Annotated in this window: 18 protein-coding genes; 3 read left to right on the top strand and 15 right to left on the bottom strand. The window is 31.7% G+C overall.

The features are described 5' to 3' along the window. Positions 1-463: 463 nt before the first annotated feature. Entirely contained in the window at positions 464-1024 is a 561-nt protein-coding gene (locus BED47_RS04425) for a TetR/AcrR family transcriptional regulator (protein ID WP_069032586.1), read from the bottom strand. 138 nt (positions 1025-1162) lie between these two features. Here BED47_RS04425 and BED47_RS04420 point away from each other — a divergent pair, with 138 nt between their 5' ends. Then, positions 1163-2068, top strand: a complete 906-nt coding sequence (locus tag BED47_RS04420; RefSeq protein WP_069032585.1) for an ABC transporter ATP-binding protein — start codon at positions 1163-1165, stop codon at positions 2066-2068. Beyond that, complete coding sequence (locus BED47_RS04415) at positions 2061-2843, top strand: ABC transporter permease (protein ID WP_069032584.1); 783 nt, start codon at positions 2061-2063, stop codon at positions 2841-2843. Before BED47_RS04420 ends, BED47_RS04415 begins: the two co-directional genes overlap by 8 nt. Before the next feature lie 709 nt (positions 2844-3552). On the opposite strand, the gene BED47_RS04410 is transcribed toward BED47_RS04415, so the two are convergent. Both BED47_RS04410 and BED47_RS04405 read right to left on the bottom strand, forming a co-directional pair. Further along, positions 3553-4134 carry a MerR family transcriptional regulator gene (locus BED47_RS04410; protein ID WP_069032583.1) on the bottom strand — a complete coding sequence of 194 codons (582 nt, stop codon included), beginning with the start codon at positions 4132-4134 and terminating at the stop codon, positions 3553-3555. A gap of 804 nt (positions 4135-4938) precedes the next feature. Then, positions 4939-8109, bottom strand: coding sequence for an ATP-binding cassette domain-containing protein (locus tag BED47_RS04405; protein WP_069032582.1), 3171 nt, complete (start codon positions 8107-8109; stop codon positions 4939-4941). A 316-nt stretch (positions 8110-8425) separates the two neighbouring features. Between BED47_RS04405 and BED47_RS04400 the strand changes: the two genes are divergently transcribed. Further along, the gene (locus BED47_RS04400; RefSeq protein ID WP_069032581.1) at positions 8426-10027 is read left to right on the top strand and encodes a glycoside hydrolase family 10 protein; all 1602 of its coding nucleotides are present in this window, start codon (positions 8426-8428) and stop codon (positions 10025-10027) included. A gap of 65 nt (positions 10028-10092) precedes the next feature. Here BED47_RS04400 and recQ read toward each other — a convergent pair whose 3' ends face one another. The 12 genes from recQ to BED47_RS04340 form a co-directional block, all read right to left on the bottom strand. Then, a complete protein-coding gene (gene recQ, locus BED47_RS04395) occupies positions 10093-12204 on the bottom strand; it encodes a DNA helicase RecQ (RefSeq protein ID WP_069032580.1) in 2112 nt (703 codons plus the stop codon). A gap of 41 nt (positions 12205-12245) precedes the next feature. After that, complete coding sequence (locus BED47_RS04390; protein WP_025569195.1) at positions 12246-12686, bottom strand: YaiI/YqxD family protein; 441 nt, start codon at positions 12684-12686, stop codon at positions 12246-12248. Beyond that, on the bottom strand, positions 12670-13386 hold the full coding sequence (locus BED47_RS04385; protein WP_069032579.1) for a pseudouridine synthase: 717 nt from the start codon (positions 13384-13386) through the stop codon (positions 12670-12672). Before BED47_RS04385 ends, BED47_RS04390 begins: the two co-directional genes overlap by 17 nt. An 83-nt stretch (positions 13387-13469) precedes the next feature. After that, positions 13470-13973 carry an ankyrin repeat domain-containing protein gene (locus BED47_RS04380; protein WP_084006763.1) on the bottom strand — a complete coding sequence of 168 codons (504 nt, stop codon included), beginning with the start codon at positions 13971-13973 and terminating at the stop codon, positions 13470-13472. Between the two features lie 2 nt (positions 13974-13975). Next, a complete protein-coding gene (locus BED47_RS04375; protein ID WP_069032577.1) occupies positions 13976-14920 on the bottom strand; it encodes a biotin-dependent carboxyltransferase family protein in 945 nt (314 codons plus the stop codon). 4 nt (positions 14921-14924) lie between these two features. Beyond that, the gene (locus BED47_RS04370) at positions 14925-15680 is read right to left on the bottom strand and encodes a 5-oxoprolinase subunit PxpA (RefSeq protein ID WP_139116339.1); all 756 of its coding nucleotides are present in this window, start codon (positions 15678-15680) and stop codon (positions 14925-14927) included. Then, positions 15670-16413, bottom strand: coding sequence for a 5-oxoprolinase subunit PxpB (pxpB, locus tag BED47_RS04365; protein ID WP_025569274.1), 744 nt, complete (start codon positions 16411-16413; stop codon positions 15670-15672). The genes BED47_RS04370 and pxpB overlap by 11 nt, the downstream gene beginning before the upstream one ends. Next, positions 16406-17023: a pyroglutamyl-peptidase I gene (locus BED47_RS04360; protein WP_353616537.1), complete on the bottom strand. Its 618-nt coding sequence runs from the start codon at positions 17021-17023 to the stop codon at positions 16406-16408. Before BED47_RS04360 ends, pxpB begins: the two co-directional genes overlap by 8 nt. A gap of 279 nt (positions 17024-17302) precedes the next feature. Next, positions 17303-18259 carry a LacI family DNA-binding transcriptional regulator gene (locus BED47_RS04355; protein ID WP_069032574.1) on the bottom strand — a complete coding sequence of 319 codons (957 nt, stop codon included), beginning with the start codon at positions 18257-18259 and terminating at the stop codon, positions 17303-17305. Positions 18260-18644: 385 nt separating this feature from the next. Then, positions 18645-19490, bottom strand: a complete 846-nt coding sequence (locus tag BED47_RS04350; protein ID WP_069032637.1) for a protein-glutamine gamma-glutamyltransferase — start codon at positions 19488-19490, stop codon at positions 18645-18647. A 172-nt stretch (positions 19491-19662) separates the two neighbouring features. Further along, on the bottom strand, positions 19663-20508 hold the full coding sequence (locus BED47_RS04345; RefSeq protein ID WP_069032573.1) for an IS3 family transposase: 846 nt from the start codon (positions 20506-20508) through the stop codon (positions 19663-19665). Between the two features lie 17 nt (positions 20509-20525). After that, entirely contained in the window at positions 20526-20825 is a 300-nt protein-coding gene (locus tag BED47_RS04340; protein WP_069032572.1) for a helix-turn-helix domain-containing protein, read from the bottom strand. Positions 20826-21286 lie beyond the last annotated feature (461 nt).

Raw genomic sequence — 21286 nt, 5'->3', positions numbered from 1 at the left:
AAACCAGAATGTATGTTCTGTTTTTGTTAATACTTTTAAAAATTTTGCTTTCTTTTTTATACCAATGGCAATCTAAGAACTCATAAAATATTTTAATACTCCAAATGCAATTTTTGTCTTCTCAATTCTTCCTATACATACTCCACTTTAGTGGGTTTTCCATCATGTTGGAGAATGGCAAATAATTACGCTATAACTGCAGCAGCACAACAATTATCGTTTGTTGATATATAGCCAAAATAGAATATAGTATATTTGGTCTATTACGCTATCGTTTCGTACTGCGTAATAAGAGTTACCTCACAATAATAGCCTTAAAGCATCAAGTCTCTTTTCTTTTTTTAGAAAAACACCAAATTGTTGATCAGATGTATTTGCTCTTTTCACACACTCTCCATTTATGTTTTTGTGTATTAATTTACGCATTCAACAATAAATATCCCCAAAAAAATACCACTCAACTTCACCCTATTAACTTCTTCATAACACCTTCACTAGAAAGTTCCCCTAACAACTCTATCAATTTTTCAATGGATGGAGCATTTTCTTGGTTAAACCAATAGCTTAGTACGCCTATCATAGCGGATAAGGCATATTCCAACTTATAATCCAGCTTAAAACTGTCTGTCGCTCCTCGTGCAATTAGGAGTTCTTTCATCATGGGTTTCATGCTTGCTTTAATTCTCCCTTGAAAGGCTAGGTCTCCTTGATCTCCTAACAGGACCATGAGATATTTGCGGTGATGTGAATACATGCTCACAATTGCTTCAAACGGAAATGTATCTGAAGTGGATAATTTCTGGATAGGTAACTGTTGTAGTTTGAAAATTAAATTGTCTTCCAATTGTGCCAGGACATCGTAAACATCGGAAAAGTATTCATAAAATGTGGACCGATTATACCCTGCTCTAGTTGTAATTTCCTTTATTGTAATTTTTTCTATTCGCTTAGTGCAATAAATTTCCCAGAAGGCATCTATTAAATTTTGTTTTGTTTGTGCAGTTATCTCTGGCTTCTTTTTCATTTTTATCCCTCCAACTTGTCTCTCGAAATCCGACAGTTGTACTACGAATGTCGGTTGATAGAGATAGTAATCCATAATACACTTACATCATACGACATGTTGTCGGATAAATAAAGCAGAATTGGCGTGGTGATTTAAATGACAATAATAAACATCCAACACCTTACAAAAGATTATGGAAACAATAAGGGTATTTTTGATGTATCACTTAAAATTGAGAAAGGGGAAGTTTTTGGCTTTTTAGGTCCTAACGGTGCTGGTAAAACTACGACGATCCGTCACCTATTAGGATTTATCAAACCCCAAAGTGGAAAAGCTACAATTTTAAATTTAGATTGTTGGAATCAACCAAAAGAGATTCAAAAACATCTTGGTTATTTACCTGCAGAGATTGCTTTTCCTGAGAACATGACTGGTACACAACTTATTTTGCATGCAGCTAAAATGCGTGGTCTCGGTGACATGACAAAGGCGAATCAGTTAATAGAGATGTTCGACTTAGATCCATCAACTCAAATAAAACGTATGTCCAAAGGAATGAAACAAAAGGTTGGGATTGTTTGTGCTTTCATGCATGATCCTCAGATTCTTATTCTAGACGAGCCAACAACAGGTCTTGATCCACTAATGCAATCGATGTTTGTAAAATTAATTCATCAGGAAAAAAACAAGGGTAAAAGTATCCTAATGTCTTCTCATCTATTTGAGGAGATTGAGGGAACATGCGATAGTATTGCGATGATTAAGCAAGGTAAAATCATTTCGGTAATGAACTCTCAAGATTTTAAGCATTTTAGTAAAAACACATTTATCATTATGTTTAAAAAACGATCAGACTTCGAATCGATTTTAAAAGAAAATTTTGTCATTAAAAAGAACGATATGGAAACTTTACAGGTTACTGTAGAGATAGAAGACAAACAAATTAACGAATTAATACGTTCCCTGTCTAAAAGAGAGGTAACAATGTTTCGTGAAATGAAGAACTCATTAGAAGATCATTTTATGAGTTTTTATAAAGGAGAGAATCAAGAGCATGTTTAAAAAGTCTTTATTTATCCGCTTAGTAAAATTAAATTTAAAAGTTTTCAGTATTATTGCAGGAGCACTTTCTCTGTTAATAGTGATTGTTATGAGTGTTTTCACTCCGGAAACCATGCAGAATATTGCCCAAACAAGCATGGATGCTCCTGTAAATCCCTTAGGTGATATAACTACCTTAATTGCCTTTGTAGCAAATCAATATTTTGGAAACTTCGTCCTCATCTTTGCCATGATTTATTCGATTATTATTGGAAATAAACTAATAGCAGAACAAGTAGATAAAGGTAGCATGGCCTTTCATTTATCAACTCCGATCACAAGAACGCAATACACTTTTACAAGTATTATCTTTTTTGTTTTGTCACTAGTGGTAATGTTCGGGTTGATATTTGTTGTAGGATACGGTGTGGCGGAGCTAGTCCAGCCTGGTGAATTACCTGTAAATAAATTCTTCATTCTTACATTAGGATCTCTAGTATTGAATTTAGCCATTAGTAGCATTACTTTTTTTGCATCTTGTTTATTCAACCGTTCAAGCTATTCCCTAGCACTAGGTGCAGGCCTTACAGTGTTTTTCTATGCAACGAATATGCTTTCTGGAATGAATGACAGTCTGGAATTCCTTAGAAATGTTAGTATTATCACTCTTTATGATTCCACTGCCATCATTCAAAACGGAAGTTATGGAGGTCAATTATTCATACTTGTTGGATTAAGTCTTCTTCTCTATTTCATGGGCGTTGTTGTTTTTAAGCGAAAAGATTTACCATTATAAATATCCTACTAACGAATGAAAAATAGGGATGAAAAAAATTTTTAAGCAATTAGGCGTTGAACTAACTTGAAAACTTGATAATTGCAAAAAAATCTTCCAAATCTTACACCAAAATGGCTTAGAGAGACTTCTCTGAGCCTTCGACTAAAAACTAATATAAAACATAGTAAACACTTATTGATGTAATACACCTTATTGAAGAACTTAATTCATATTAAGTTTTTGATAGTATATTTCAGTATTGTTCAACTATCTGGAGTGATAGTTGAACGATCATCATCAGTAAAGTCACATCGCAAAACATTCTTTAAAAAAAGAAAGGTGCGCAGTTTAGGTCTACTTAGTAAATATCATCATTTTATCGCTTTTTCACTCGGAACTACCCAGCAGCAAAACTAGCCACGTGGAGTATCTTCTAACTTATCATTAGGCAATTCTTTTGATCCTGAAGCAATTACATCTAAAAGTGAGCCTAATAACGATTTACATCAAATTTACATTAACTAATTACCAATTAAAAAGCTTGTATATCAAGGCCTAACCACCACTCTCCTCTTCTTCTTTAAGAAGAAAGGCACCTACCACGCCCTACTATACCTAATTTTACCATTAGAATATCCAAAAACCAGTAATTAAGTGTAGAATTCCAAATGGCTAATATTATTCCAACGACAATAGCACTGCGAAAGTGCTAGATTGTAATATAAGCTCATGTTTCAAAATACCATTTTTTTAATTCTTCCATTTTTTCACTTACTTTCTTTAGTAATGAATTCTTTTCTTGAGTGGCTGCCGTTTCTAATAACAGTTGTTGATCTTGTTTTCTTTGTTCTCTCCATTCTTGCATCAGTAAGCTAGTCTGCTTTTCTCGTTGCTTTAATACTTCTTTATGTTGTAGATCCATCTTTTTAGAAAGTCTTTCTTCCATTTCATTCATTAGTTTTTCAATTGTATGCAACTGGTGTTCATTGTTTATTTGTATTAGGTGCTCCGTTAAGTTTAAAGACTTTTCTTCGACTATCATGTCAGTATGAGGTATTAATCTATTGGTTTGCTCTTTTATCAATCTCGCAGACTTCTCTAACGTCATACCATCATGCTTACTTAATTCGATTAGTTTTTCGAAGATCAAGACATCATAATTTGAATATTGTCGATGTCCTCTACTATTCTTCTTGATTGTATAACCAACATTCTCTAAGATGTCCTGATATTTTCTGAAGGTGCTTGGTTTCAACTCTAACTGCTCTCTTATTTGAGTACTAGTTAATATTACATCTCCATCTATCATACCCCTCACACTCCTTACAATGCTTATATTCTATACTGGCATGCTATCTCCTTTTTGCATTAAAAGGTTTATCGAATTTAGCATCAAAGTTTATTGAAAGAGAAAGATTTGATGAGCTAATAAATGAATTTTTATAAAAGAGGACCACTACTTAAGTGTGATTCTCTATTTAATTTCTTCTATTGTAATTTATAAACGCATTTATATTAAACAGTAAGCTCAATAGTGTTCTATGATTTTTATATTTTGTAAAAGCATGCTTAAGATAAACCAATAATATCAAAGTTACTATGAACATTCGTTTGCATGTTATCTTTGTATAGTATTGATAAAAGCATTGTTCTAATTTACAGCTCTATTATTATACGAATGAAATGATATAATAATTTCTTTATTAAAAAAAGAAATATAAAAAAAACTCATTTGTATTTTTAACAAATGAGTTTTCGGATCAAATTAATATGCAAAATACAATATTTTAGTTTAAAAGATATGTCATCAAGAATATTACAAATACTGTTAAACCCGCTGATATTTTTAAGTTTCTACCTAAGTTTAAATGATTCATTATATCTCCTACTTTCAAATATAGTATTGTTATTTTAAAAATATATTTTTAAAAAATTCGTTTTTTTCTACAGATTAATCATACTAAGTATACTGTGTTAATACCATGTATAAACTGTGAACATTATTCTATGAAAGTTTTACAACAATTTTACCTGTTATATAGACACATATATTTTAAGCCACAAAATAAAAAACTCATTTCAAAAAGTTCTTTGAAAATGAGTTTTATTTTTATTAATTATTTTGAATCAAACATTGATAAACTGCCATCATATCACGTTTATTTAGTTCTCTTATACGATTAAATATCGGTATATCTTTAACTTCTTCAGTTAATTGATTTTCAGGAACTATTTCACTTACTTTACCAGTGAGCCATGTTTGAACTGCAATTCCCTCAACAAGCTGTTGGCGTCCACTCTCATTGATTCCACTAGCTAAACAGCTAACACATGGTATTGTTAATTTATATACACCGTCATGTAAATTATCTTCAGAAATTACTTTTTTTCCTTTACAGAACGGACAAGGGTTACTCGCTTTTACTTTATTAATTAGTGTAACGATTTTTTTATATCCAAATGCTTCATAAACATATGTTAGTTTTTTGAATTTACCATTTGTAAAATATTTGTCTATAATATCTTCTCTGGTCTCCAATATATCTTTAAAATCAGTTATCGTTATTAAGTTTTTATTGCTTATTTCTTCAATATTTGTCTTAACACGATCCCAGAACGGTAAAGCATTTTGTAATACAACTTCATATCCAACGAAACTTGCTTGTTTTATTTCTAACATTTTTAAAGCAACCTGTTGTTCTCGAGATAGTAAAGAAACTTCTACAGTTAATGCTGTTTCTCCACCAACAATTGATTTTATTTCTTCTAAGACTGTTAACTGTCCAACTGTATTAATTACTTGATCCACAGGTTGATTAATGATTTCACGAATGTCTAATTTGCCAAACATTAATTTTTTGTGGTGGTTTAAAACTGTGCCTTCACAAATAGGACATATAATTTGCACTTTGGAAGCTTTCATTTGTTCTTTAATGGCCGATTTTGAAATTGACATATATCGTCCAATAATCGTATTAAAGCCTTCCCATAATCTTTGTGTCTTTCCAGCCTTATCATAAAAAGTTTTTTCATAGTATCCATATAAAAAAGTTTGTTTTTCTGCTTCTGACATCTCATTAAAACTTTTACTAATGTCTTGACCAAGTTCATTTTTTATTTCATCAAATAAGAATTGTAATTTAGGATATTGGTAATATTTTAAAACTTCCATTACATCAGAATGTAATAAACCTTCCCAAAATGGTACTGTTTTATCTTGAATGACTACATCAATATCAAACTTCTCAATTACTCTACGGCCAGAACAGGAAGGACAATGATTTTCTTGGTTATAAAAGTCAAAACTTCTTGTATCCTTATTTGTCGGATGTGAAGCAACGATTTGATTGATTAGGCCGCCGATTTCATATAAAAATGTATATTGACTGTATAAATGTCTTTCTAAATCAATTGCAATAACAGGAAGAATAGCATCAGATTCATATTCTCCATAAATAAGTCGTGCCATCGATGATAGACTTTTTAATATTCCGCCTTTATAAATGTTTTCTGCATTTTTGAAATAATTTATATTATTTTCTTGTAAATATTGAACACCCTTTTGTATTTTAAGTGATGATGAAATTTGCGACTGTGGCTTTTCATGATCCTGTTTTATCTGATTAAAATAGTCATCATGATTTACAACATCGAGATGTTCAACGGGAGTAATCTTTCTTTTTCCAAAATCAACAATATAATCCGAGCTTTCTAACATGTAAGCATTGTGTTCAATCATCATAATAGAAATTGATTCATCTTTTAGAATTTCTCGAACACTATCGATAAATTGATTTAATATATTTTGTGATAATCCTTTTGAGGGCTCATCAAAAATGAATAATGTATGAGGGCTTCTTGTATTAGAAAATAGTTCAGAAACTAAATGTACACATTGAAATTCACCAGTTGATAGTGTTTGTGTTTTTCTCTCAAGAGTAAGATAGCCAAGCCCAAGTTTGATTAATAAGCTTAATCGCTTATGTGCTATGTCTTCGTTCGGTAGTTCTTCAATGATATCCTCGATTGAACGTAGGAAAATATCATCTATTTCTTCACTATATTTTGTTAACTTTCTCTTTATATCTAGGAAAGTAGCAACTGTTGATCGACTCGTAATCGATTGGTTCCGATCCTGACCTACCATCACCAATTTATCTTTTGGGTATCGTTTTAAAAAGTCTTTTGACATGCATTCATTTACTAGAGTTGATTTACCACATCCAGATTCTCCAGTAAATGTTACTAGTCTATTTTTAGGAATTTGTATATCTTGAATTTGGATATTACGACAATGAAGATCTTTAAACTCATAGAAATCATTCGGGAAAATCTCGTTTCTTTTCCAATAAATCGGTTTAGGTCGAGGAGATTCTTCAACGATTTTTCCGCCGTATTTACCACTTCCAGGTCCGAAAAACACTTGATCATCTGTTGCATCTAGTACAGTATCGGAATGGTCAATTAACCAAATTTGATTTTTAAATCCTAATTCTTTTATCTCGGCTAATATTCTATTTAAAGTATCATGGTCAAGACCTACCGAAATTTCATCGATGATTATAACAGTATTTTCACTAGTTGCCATAAATTCTGCTAAATAAAGTCGAGTTATTTCTCCACCGGATAATGTTCCAGTAATTCGATTTAGGGATAAATAGCCAATATTCATTTTGATTATATTGTTTAGTAAATGCTGTTTAGCTTCACTAATTTGTAATTCCTCTGCTAGTGATAAAATTGTTTCTACACTTAAATTATTAATATCCGAAATAGAATGTGGACGATCAAATAACTCAATTTTATATTCTTCAATTTTTTGATTATATCGGTTTCCTTTACACTTTTTACATTCAATATTTTTTGTAATTCCGCGGCCCTTACAATCTGGACACCAACCTAATTCATTATTAAACGAAAAAACTTCTGGAGAAAGATTAAACTTTTCTGCAAGGCTTACACGAATGTCTTTAAAAACACCTGTATGTGTTCCTAGTGTTGAACGTGGATTAGTAGAAATGGATGATTTGCCTAGGAAAAGTACTAATGGCATTTCTTCCATGTTAATCGCACTAAAATTTGTTTCCATTATGTTTGGGAATAAATATTGATATTCAGCTTTTGGAAGTAAAGACACTAGACGTTTCTTTGACTCCTCACCAATTGTTTGACAAAAAGTAGTTTTACCAGAGCCAGATAATCCAGCAATTCCCAATGACTGATTCTCAGGTAAAATTGCATCTAATTTATTAATATTATTTGCAATTAATTGACTTATTTTCAAATTCTTATCCTCTCTTGTCTCGTAATATTTGTATAAATTATGTATGCTCATTCCTTATATGACCTTTAATTTATGCAATTATACTTCAATCAATATTTTACCAATTTAAGACAAGCCAAGCTATAGATCGGGAATGATAAAATGATTTATATTTGAGGGATTTCAAAAAAGTATCAAACAAATCGAAATTTAATTTCTTAATTTTTTAGATTTTTTTGAAATTTTGTTTCAAAAATTATAGACAATACTTTCCATTTTTGATAGTTTTATATTATGTAAGCGCTACTAATTTAATAGAAAGTATGGTGGAACACTTATGAAGAAAAGAAAACTTGGAAAATATGCGATTGCTGCTACAGTAGGTGCATCTCTATTATTTCAACAAATTCAAAATGTTCATGCTGAAACTACTTCACAGTACTCTATCCCTCCAAAGCATGAGCTACGAGCAGCTTGGATTGCATCAGTAGTAAACATCGATTGGCCATCTGCTACTGGTTTGTCTGAAATGCAACAAAAATCGGAGTTTATTAAACTATTAGATGATGTAGAAATGATGGGAATGAATTCAGTCGTTGTCCAAATTAAGCCGACCGCTGATGCTTTTTATCCATCTAATTATGGTCCATGGTCAAAATATTTAACTGGTACACAAGGTAAGGATCCAGGCTATGATCCACTTGCATTTATGGTTGAAGAAGCACATAAACGAAATATTGAATTTCATGCTTGGTTCAATCCATATCGAATTACTATGCCACGAACAGCACCAGGAAATGCAACTTTAGAGGATTTAAATACTTTAGCAGAAAACCATCCTGCAAGAAAACATCCTGATTGGGTAGTCCCATATGGAAAGCAATTATATTTTGACCCAGGTAATCCAGATGCACGTCAATTTATTATTGATGGGATTATGGAAGTTGTAAAAAAATATGATATAGATGCAGTACATTTGGATGATTATTTTTATCCATATCGTATCGCTGGTCAAGAATTTCCAGATCAATCTTCGTACGAAAAATATGGTAAACAAAAGTTTGATAATATTGAAGATTGGCGACGAGACAATGTAGATCAGTTCGTAAAAGTACTTCATAATTCAATAAAGAAAGAAAAATCTTATGTCAAATTTGGGATTAGTCCTTTTGGGGTATGGCGAAATATAGCAAAAGACCCTACTGGCTCAAATACTACTGCTGGTCAAACAAATTATGATGATTTATTTGCAGATACTAGAGAATGGATTAATAAAGAATATCTTGATTATATTACTCCGCAAATCTATTGGAATATAGGATTTGAACCTGCTGCATACGATATACTCGCAAATTGGTGGACGAAGGAAGTAAAAGGTAAGAATATTGATTTATATATTGGACAAGCTGATTACAAAATTAACGATAACAACGCAGCTTGGGCTCTACCTGACGAATTACCAAAACAAATTGAATTAAATCGTACAATTCCTGAAATCAAAGGAAGTATGCATTTTTCAATAAAAGACTTAAATCGAAATCCACTTGGTATTAAGGATCGTTTAAGCCAGGACTTATATAGAACAAAGGCATTAATTCCTTCAATGCCGTGGTTAGATAACCAAGCTCCAAAGACACCAAAATTCGAAAAAGCTTCTCGAACAAAAGATGGAATCCAACTTACATTGAATACTCACCCTAATGATCACGATGTTTCATATTATGTTGTATACCGTTTTGATGGATTACATAAAGATAGCATTGATGATCCAAGGAACATCTTAACTACTGTTCGCAAATCAAAAAATGGTAAAACAACATATTTAGATACAACAGCAAATATAGATAAAGATTACACGTATGAAATAACAGCTGTCGATCGACTTCATAATGAAAGTAAAGAAAGTAATCAAATAAAGGTCAAGGCTAGCAAGAAATAGGTAATATAAAGAGCTTCCCATTTAAAATAGGAAGCTCTTTATACTTTTAGTGTAAAAAGTTTATATTATGTTGCAGATTTCATAATTACAGCTTTTATCATAAAATAACTAATTTCAGTTGGTAATTCGTCTTTTATAGGTCGAAGTTTTTCGCTTCCAACTGTATTTATTACTTCTTTAATTTGTTTTTCAATATCAAAAGGCACTACTTCATCCCAATCAAAACGATCATCTTCCACTGCACTTTGCAAAATATGATTTTCAACAGTAGTCGTATTTAATCCTCTCTCTTTTGCAATTTCAGAAATCGAAAGTCCGTTTTGATAAGATTCGTATGATATTTTGTGTGAAGGTACTTTATTAATAATTGTTGCTTTTGGTTTTGTTGTTTCTACTTCAATTTGGTTTTCTTCTTTATACTTCTTGATCACTTCTATAAATTGATCACCAAATTTTTGTTGTTTTTGTAATCCGACACCTTTTGCTTGTAGGAATTCTTCATCAGTAGTTGGGAGTAATTTACATAAATCTCGTAAAGTACTATCTGCAAATACGACAAATGGTGGTACTCCAAGTTCTGTCGCAATTTCTTTACGTAAACTTCGCAGTTGATCAAATAAATGATTATCGACGTTTGTACTTTCAGTAACTTGGATTTCTTCTTTTTTCATTACATTTATTTTATTTAATAGTACTTCTCTTCCCCTATTTGTTACAGTTAACAGTGGGAATTTACCGCTTGTAACGCCAATAAATTGTTCCGATGTTAAATAATCAATTAAATCACCAACACTTTTTAATGTACGGTTTTTGAATAAACCGTATGTCGTTAAAGTATGAAAATTTAAGTCTATTAATTTTTTATTCATTGATCCAGTTAGTACTGATGCAACCATCGTTTTACCAAATCTTTCGCCCATTCGAATAATGCATGATAAAACAATTTGAGCATCAATTGTAATGTCTATTGCAGTCCGTTCGTCAATACAATTACTACACTTTCCACAAGAGTGGTCACTTTCATCCCCAAAGTATTTTAAAATAAATGCTTGTAAACATGTTTCACAATAACTGTAATCCTTCATTGATTGTAGTTTTGAAATCTCTTGTTTTAATCGATTAGGTTCAAAGGTAGATTGCTCAATTAAAAATCTTTGAATTTGAACGTCTTGTGCAGTAAAAAGTAAAATACATTCACTTTCTAATCCATCTCGTCCTGCTCTTCCAGCCTCTTGATAATAACTTTCCATATTTTTAGGCATTTGGTAATGGATTACGTATCTAACATTACTTTTGTCAATTCCCATTCCAAATGCATTTGTAGCAACCATTACATTAATATTATCTTGTAAAAATGCATCCTGTTGTTTTGAACGTTCTGCATCGCTTAAGCCTGCATGATATTTACCGACGGAAATGCCTAGGTTTTTTAATTTATTGGTAACATTATCTACTTCTTTCCTAGTTGCTGCGTAAATAATACCAGATTCGTTTTTATTTTGTTTTATGTAATTACAAATATAATCTAATCGATTTTGTCCTCTAATCACTTTAAATGACAAATTCTCTCTTTCAAAGCCTGTAATGATCGTCGTTTCCTCAATTATTCCTAGTTGATTACATATATCAGATTTAACTTGAGGAGTTGCCGTAGCAGTAAGTGCTAATATTGTTGGGTTCGTAGGCAATTCTTGTATTAAGTTTTTTATACGTAAGTAACTTGGTCTAAAATCATGTCCCCACGACGATATACAGTGTGCTTCATCAACTGCTACAAGTAAGATCGGCAATCTTTTTAATTCATTGATAAAGCTTTCTGATTCTAACCTTTCAGGCGCAACATATAGAATTTTGTATTCGCCATAGCTTAAATCCATCATTCTTTCATTTACTTCATTATAAGAAAGTGAACTATTAATAAATGTGGAAGGAATACCTACTTGATGCAATGCATCTACCTGGTCTTTCATTAAAGAGATCAAAGGAGAAATTACGAGGGTAACTCCTTGGAGAATTGTCGCTGGAATTTGATAACAGATCGACTTTCCACCACCTGTTGGCATAATACCAGCTGTGTGCTTTCCTGATAAAACTCGTTCAATAATTTGTTCTTGTCCCGCTCTAAAATTTTCATATCCAAAATACTTTTTTAAGTTTTCTCTTGCAAGTGTTAACATGCTTGCCTCCTTTTTTATTTTATTTGTACAACTCTATTTTACTATAAAGAAATTGAAGAAAGTAATTTTCTTAAGCCGTTTTCGAAATTTGCATTATCAAGCTTTTGACGTTTTTTTGGTCCCTTCACTCGTCCACCCGCATTTCGAATTTTCTTTGAAACATATCGAGTATGTAATAGTGAATCAATATTTTCATTTGTATATTGGAAGCCGTTTTGATTTAATACATAAGCTTGCTTTGATAAAACCATAGCAGCAAGACCATAGTCTTGGGTAATTACGAGATCTCCACTTACAACTCGATTTACTAATGCAAAATCAACTGCATCCGCACCTTGGGAAACTACTATCGTTTCAGCGCCTTCTCTTTGCATTATATGAGCAGTATCACATAATAAAAGAACGTTTATTTTAAATTCTGCTGCGATTTTAATTGTTTCTGAAACTACTGGACAGCCATCTGCATCAATTAAAATTTTCATTTGATTCTTCCTCTTTCAATTGTTCTTTTAAAATAAATAGTTCGTTATCTGTTAATTTTCTCCATTTACCTATTTCTAGATTTTCCATATAGATATTCATAATTCGAATTCTCTTTAATTTAATCACTTTAAATCCAAAACTTTTTGCCATTTTCCGAATTTGACGATTTAAGCCCTGCGTTAAAATAATACGGAATGTAAATTCATCTATTTTTTCAACTTTACATTTTTTAGTTAAAACATTTCCGATTAGTACACCATTTGACATGCCATTAATAAAATCTACATTAATCGGCTGATCGACTGTAACAATATACTCTTTTTCATGTCCATGTTCACTATGTAAAATTTTATGTGCAATAGGTCCGTCGTTTGTAAGGATGATTAATCCTTCAGAATCTTTATCTAATCTACCTATTGGAAAAATCCTCTTCGGATAATTAACAAAATCAATTATATTCCCTTTTACGGTTTGTAATCCTGTACAAGTAATTCCTACTGGTTTATTTAGGATAATATAGTCTTTTTCACTCGTTAAGTAAATAGCTTCATCATTTACTTGTACAACATCGTTTTCTTCTACTATGCTGTTTTTTTCAGCAGTTAGTCCGTTAATTTTAACCTGTCCCGCAACTACCAATCGTTCTGCTGCCCTTCTAGAACAATACCCTGAAGCGCTAATATAAACATTAATTCTCAAATCTTATTCCTCTTTTACTATTCTTTCCTTTATCATATCAAAAAGTGTTGTGACAGAACAGTCATCACAACACTACGAATTATTTATAAAGTCACTTTTTTTATAAAATTGATAAACTCTGAATTACCACGTTCTTCAGCAATTTCAATTGGTGTTTTACTAGAATTATTCGTTTTAATTTCAGCACCGTTTTTTAACAAACGTTCAGCTATAGAAGTGTTTCCTTCAAATGCTGCGATATGTAAAGGAGTGTGCCCTTCACTGTCGCTAATATTAGGATTTGCTCCATTAGTTAAAAGAAAATCGATCACTTCAATTGACTTAGCACCAGCAATAGCTGCATGGAGAGCCGTGTTTTGTGGAATGAATGAAAGCTTTGAGTGAGAAAGCTCATTGATCTGAGCACCATTTTTTACTAAAGTTTTTACAACTTCATATTGACCGTAATGTGCTGCGATTCCAAGTAATGATAGCCCATGTTCATTTTCTTCATGAATCAAATTCGGCTGGTTACTTATTATTTCAATTACAATTTCATTTTCGCCTTTTTCCGTAGCATCAAATAACTTTGCAAGTAAATTTTCCATCTTTATCTCTCCTTATTTCTACATTCAATTTGTAAATAATTTAAAAATAAATGAAGCCTTATATTTAAAAGTCTCGCCTCATCTACATCTACTGGTATTAATTGAATTGTATTTCCTTGTTGCATTTGTACAAGTTTCCAAAGGTCTGAATAAATTACTGTACCTAATGTGGCATATCCACCTGTAGTTTGTGAGTCTGCTAGTAAGATAATTGGTTCACCAGATGGTAGGATTTGAATCGTTCCAAAAGTAGTGCCTTCTGATAAAATATTTGAGTCAAACTGTTCTAAATTAGCATTTTTTGAATTTAAATACATTCCCATTCTATTAAAGGTACCAACTGTAAGAGGTTCAGATAAAATTTGTGTTTTTATCTGGTGATGTATTTTTTCAAAATGACTACTTTTTATAAAATGAACCAAATTATGCTTATGATAGTTTGGTATAAACTCATGCTTTAGTCCATTTTTTACTAGTTTATATGTAGTCCTTGAACCATAAATTATTGTACCTTTCTTTACAATTAATCCAAGAGAAGCAGGCTCATACGAGGACTGACTTTCGAAATGACATTCACTTGTAATTCCGCCGGGTACCGAAATATATGAATAAACACCATTATTTCCCCCGTTAAAAGTCAAAATCTCACCTTTTTCTAAGTCCATTATTTTATACATCTCAACGAATTTACCGTTAATTGTAGGTTTCAAATTTCCGCCTGTAATGACGATTGAACATTGATTTAATGCTTTTAAGACTGTACCACCAATCGCAATTTCGATACTAGATGCATTAAATTTATTTCCTAATAATAGATTTCCAATTTGATAAGCTAGCTTGTCCATCGCACCAGATACAGGTATCCCTAAATGTCTAAATCCATTCCTACCATTATCTTGAATTGAAATAGATACTCCTCTTTGTAAAACTTCAAAAAGCTCTTTCAAAGTATTACGCTCCTATAGACTTAACAAGTATATTATTTTCACTAAGTACCTTACGTAATTCCATCGCTAATTTAATAGAAATGTCAGAATCACTATGTATACAAATGGTATCAGCTTGAATTGGAATATCTTTACCGGAAATTGTCGATACGGTATTAGTTGTTACTATTTGAAGTGCTTGTTTAATGGCATCTTTAGTATTGTGATGAACCGAGTTTAATTGATTACGAGGTACTAATAAACCATCTTCATCATATGTCCGGTCTGCAAATACTTCTGAAGAAAAAGGGATATCCATTTCGATTGCAGCTTCAATTAATTTGCTATTTGCAAGTCCAAATAAGACTAGTGAAGGATCGAAGCTTTTCATTGCTTTTGTAATCGCTAAAGCAAGTTTCAGATTAGTAGCTGCCATATTATAAAGTGCACCATGAGGTTTTAAATGACGTAGTTCAACTTGGTTTACTTTGCAAACCGAATAGAGTGCTCCAATCTGATAGAGAACTAATTTATATATTTCTTCTTCACTGAAATTCATTTCTCTTCTACCAAAACCAAGTAAATCTGGAAAACTTGGATGCGCTCCAATTGATAAATTATATTGCTTTGCTAATTTTACTGTTTCATAAATTACAAACGGATCTCCTGCATGAAATCCGCAAGCGATATTAGCAGAAGTAATATGTGGCATAATTTGTTCATCATTTATTTTGTAATTCCCAAAACTTTCACCTAAATCACAGTTTAAGTCAATGTGAATCAATAAAACGCACTTCCTTTTTAATTGAATAGTTGTCCTCTTTCACTAGTTGTTCAATCTCATTAAATCCTTCGATATTAATCTCAAAAAATTTCACTAGATCTCCAGGTTTAAAGTTTTCTGTGCCATTATTTTTCGTTGAAAATATTGAAATTGGCGTACGTCCAATAATATTCCATCCCCCAGGAGATTCAAATGGATAAATACCTGTTTGATTTCCAGCAATCCCAACCGAACCCTTTAAAACTGTTTTTGGTTTTGTTAGCCTAGGAGTTGCTAGTTTAGGATTTAACCCGCCAAGATATGGAAACCCGGGTATAAAACCAATCATATAAATGGGATACATTTTTTCTAAATAAAGTCGAATTACCTCTTCAGTTTTTAGTTTATTATGCTCTGCTACTTTTGGAAGTTCTGTCCCAAACGTGGAACTAAAACAAATTGGAATTTTATAAATTGTATGTTCTCTGTTAATTTTCGAACTAGTATAACGATTAAAATGACCTTTTATTTCTTGGTATATTTCCTTGTATGAAAAGTTAATTGAATCATAAAAAATCGTAATGGAATGATAAGATGGTACAACTGCTGTTATTTTAGTCAATAATTTAGTTTTTAGATATTCTGAAAAAGCATGTACTAATTTATTTGTTTCCATTGAAATGGAATCACCTAAATAACATACTAAGCCAGAGCAACCTACTGGAAATATATCCAATTTGGTGCTAGTCATTTAAATCAATCACTTCGATTGCTAGCTTTATAGCGTTCGTCAAATCAGTTTGTGACCAACTTGGCAATTTCTGATCAATTACGGCCATTTCATGTGAAGCTGGGATATGAATAAAGCCACTCGGAATTTGCTTGTTAATTTTATTTAATTCATTAAGCATTTGATACATCACGTTATTACACAAATAAGTACCTGCAGAATTGGATATTTCAGCTGGAAATTTGTGATTGTTTAATTCATTAACAATCTTTTGAATTGGAAGTGTTGTAAATAGTCCATCCGGGCCTTCTGGATCAATTTTAGCCCCTGCATATTTATTCCCTTTATTATCCGCTGCACCATCATTGCAATTTATGGCGATCCGTTCTGGCGTTATTTTTAATCGACCACCTGCTAATCCTAATGATATAACTGCCGATGGGTTATACGTATGAAATAATTTTATAAACTCATTACCCGCTGTACTGAAATCAACAGGTAAAACTGCCCCAATTATTTGAAACCCACCAACCTCTTGATTATTTAACTCTTTCACAATTTCTTCTGTAGGATTAATTGAAAAGTTCAAAAAAGGTTCAAAACCCGTTAACAATAATGTGTTCAAAAGCACTCAGTCCTTTGGTAGAATTTATATAGTTCAATATTTCGACAAAGTCAGTATAATTTCCTGTCATATTAGTAAAAGAGGTTGAATTCCAAGGTATGTTCTTTTTTAATTAAGTCATTTGTTCAATTTTACTATTAAAAACTGTTTTTTTTTGTTTTTTTCGTCCTATTACGGTATGTGAAATTTTCGTTATTAGACATAAAAAAGAAACTTAAACATCTCTTTTTAAGAGAAATTTAAGTCACTTTAAGAAAAACTTAAGTTTCTGATATAATTATCTACTTAAGAAGATCCACCAACAATTAATGAAACTTCAATTTTCTCATTCTCAATAACTTCGTTAGATATGAGTTTCAATAAATTTTTAGCCGCTAATGAACCCCAATCAAATGTAGAATAAGATACAGTACTTAATCTTGGTGATACATATTGTGATAATTCAATATTATCAAAACCTACAATATAGACATCTTTCCCTACTTTATAATCTGTATTTTGTAGATAGTTATAGATCCCAATTGCCATTTCATCATTTAAACAGAAAATTGAACTTGGCTCATTATAGTTTGAAAAGATTTGTTGTGCTGCTAACTCTCCTGAATCCTTCATGAAATTTCCACCGATTTCAATTAACTCAATTTCAGGATAATTTGCTACTTCCTCTCTAACACCTTCCATACGTTTACTTGAATCGTATGATCCTTCTGGCCCTGTTACCGCATATACTTTTTTTACATCATTTTTAAGAAGTTCTTTAATCGCTAATTTAGCTCCACTATTATTATTTAATAGAACGCCTTTAATATTATTGTGCTGTAATTCTCGATCCATCACTACCATTTTATAATTTTTTTCTGCATAGTCTAAAAGTTCTTCATCTGAAAAAGCCTGATCTAATATGATTCCACCATCAATTACTTTTTCTAGTAAAAGTCGATGGGATTGCACGCCAGAACAAGCAATTAATTCATAACCTTTGTCGTTTAAAGCTTGTCTCATTCCTCTTAATAGTGGTCCGTAAAAATAACCTCCATAATCAGCTAAGAATACCCCAATAATTTTTGTTTCTTTAACCTTTAACATCCTTGCCGCAGCATTAGGAACGTAACCTAATCTATTTGCAATCTTCATGATTCTGCTACGAGTTTCTTCTGTTACTTTTGGACTACCATTCAATGCATATGACACCGTTGAAATGGAAACTCCAGCTTCTTTGGCAATATCTTTTATTCCCGCCATCCCATATCCTCCATTCTATGTATACCAAAAAGCCATTTTTCTATTTTTTCTTTGATTACGTTTAGATTAAATGTAGATGAAATATAATACGTATATTAATTTTATCAAAATTAATTAATACTTTCCTTTATTTTTTCCACCCTTTGTATCTAAATTAGAAATGTTATATTTATACTTTTAAAAAGTGAGCACTGAAGTATTTTTAACTTCCATTGCCCACTTTTACATCAATGGTAAAATTAAGAAGTAATAAAGTTATTGGGAATATTAGGGCATAAACTAATGGAAATATTATAAAAAGAGTGAGGTTTAGCAAATAAAACACTCTGCCATGACCTCACTTTGGTTTTTTATAGTTTTAAGTAATATTTATTACAATTGAACATCACATAAAGTGATTCGTAAAGTAGTTTAACAAATACATATAATGATCAAATGAAATCGAACTTTCATTATGATGGATTACTATATTCCTATGCTTATTATTTGAATGATCTCGTTGCCAATTCGATAATGCTGCCAAATTTTTAAAGTTTGGTCTTGTAACTGAATTAGTCAGGTAGGCTGACCGAAATGCTCCTGGCCATCTCATTTTATTCAGGGCAAAAATCATTTGTTCGGCTGTCAATATTCCTAATCCATGTCCAAAATAAGTACCATCTCCTAGAACTACCGCATTTTCCCCTCTCCACTCAGGGGTGAGTGGATTAAATTCTGGATTATTAAAATATACGATATCTCCAGGTAAAATTCGGTTAGAATACTGTGCACCTATACCTAAGTCAGTATTAGTATGCCAGCCGTATAAATAGATGTTTTGAAATATTTGATTAAATAAGTTTTCGCCAATAAGATTTAGGACCGCATGGTAATAAATGATGACCATTGCCGTTGCACATTCAAACGCATAATATGAACTATTAATGAAAATATCATTAATTGCGTCAGAAGGTCTTACGCCTCTCCTCAATAGGAATCCGCCAGTTCTCATTAATTGCCAGTACATTGGATTACAATAAGATTTTTCAAATACTGCAAACCTGATTTTATTTTGAAACATAGCTCTTGCACTTAAAATTATGTTATTTCGCAACATCCCCTCATACTCTTCAACAGATCGAAATCCAAATAAAGTCGGTTCTTCATTCATCCGTTGAATGATCTTTTTTACACTACTGTCAGACGAACCCGAGTCAATTTCTTGAGTGGGCAATCCCGAAAAACGATTCATAATATACCTCTTTTCTACATCAAGTATTAGTTTTCCATGTATACCCATCATATTCAATCATCTTTTTTAAGTGTATATTCGTCGAAGGACCTTTCCTTGGTCAAGACCCCAAAAAGTGGATATGAAATAAAAAGCAGAGTTATTTCTTTGAAATAGCTCCCTTTTTACGTGCTTAAGAAGCCAGTTGTTGATGTCTAAAACTAACTGGAGATTGTCTATTCAGTCGTATTTGTCTTCTTTTGTGATTATATTTATAAATATATTTATCAATTATCGCTTTTAAATCCTCCATATTTTGTACAGAATAGGGATAGAATGCTTCTGTCTTTAAATGAGAAAAGAAGCTTTCTATACAGGCATTATCATATGGATTGCCTGGTCGAGACATACTGGACTTAATTCCGTAAGCATCCAGTGTATCTTGGTATAGCTTGGATGTGTACTGTGTTCCCCTGTCGCTATGGAGAATAACATTTTGCACATCCTTTTCTTTTTGAACTGCTTGATACACTGTCTTTATTACCAAAAGAGTCTCTGTATTTTTACTCATTTCATAAGCAAGAATTTCATTATTATAAAGATCTAATATAGCTGATAAATGTAATTTCTCAGCCCCTACTTGGAAGGGAGTAATGTCAGTTACCCACTTATGGTTTGGTTTATCGACTTTAAAATCTCTATTTAATCGGTTTGGTGCGATTGTTTCCGGTTCTTTCAATCTGTATTGATTGTAGTTAGGATACTTTCTCTTTTTTCTAATAATAGACCGGATTCCAAGTTCCTTACAAAGTCGATATACTCGTTTATGATTAATCTTCATATGGTATTCTTCTACAAGCTCACTGTGTATATTTCGAAACCCCCATTGTTTATCTGATTCATCATACAATCTCAGAATTAAATCTTTTAGTTCTCTATGTTTATCCTCTTTAATAGTCTTTTTATACTTATAATAACCACTTTGAGAAACCTCAAGAAAGTTACATAAATCTTCAACTGTAAATCGACTTCTTAAAATGTCAACAATATGGAACTTTAGTTTTTTCCCTCCTTTATCAAGATTTCCTGAAACTTTTTTAGAATGGCATTCTCTAACTCCAATTTCTTAATGTATCGTTCTTGATCTGAATAATCTTTTTTTCGACCTCTATTATCAAGATGAAATGCGTGTCCGTCTCTTTGATATTTCATCCACCAAGTAGTAACAGTGTCACTACTTACAATGTTTAATCTGTCAGCAATTTGCTTATAAGAATAACCTTCTTCTTTTAAACGGATTGCTTCTGCCTTAATTTCCATACTATATTTTTGAAACTTTTGTCCTTTTTTCGCCATAAGAAACACCCCTTAAAATCAATGTTGCCCATATGTGGGTTTTTCAACATCTACTTTAAGGGGTGCAGTCTATCCTAGTGGTTCTTTTTTAATTAGCATGAATACAAAAATCTAACGAAAAGAAACTAAATAATAAATAATTAAAATTTATGAAGTGAATTAAACAAAACGGATACTTGACAACCTAACTCGCTACCCATTTATGCTTTATAACGATTTAATTTCTTTCTTAGTATGTTCTACTAATACGGTAAATGAAATTTTTATTGAAATACTAAGATTCTTTGTTGCAAGCTGCATTAATTGTGATATTTTTTTCATCAAAATCTTTTCCTCAATAATGGACTTTATTTGTTTACGATCTTAATTCCTTCCTATAATTCAATTTAGTCAATTAGTCATTGAATACAGTGAAAAAATAAAAAAAGTAAACGACATGTAGCATAACCCTCTACGTCATT

It is taken from the genome of Gottfriedia luciferensis (genome assembly GCF_001712755.1).
Classification (GTDB): Bacteria; Bacillota; Bacilli; order Bacillales; family Bacillaceae_G; genus Gottfriedia; species Gottfriedia luciferensis_B.
The sequence above is the reverse complement of the archived record's forward strand: the minus strand, read 5'-3'. Positions and strand labels throughout refer to the sequence as shown.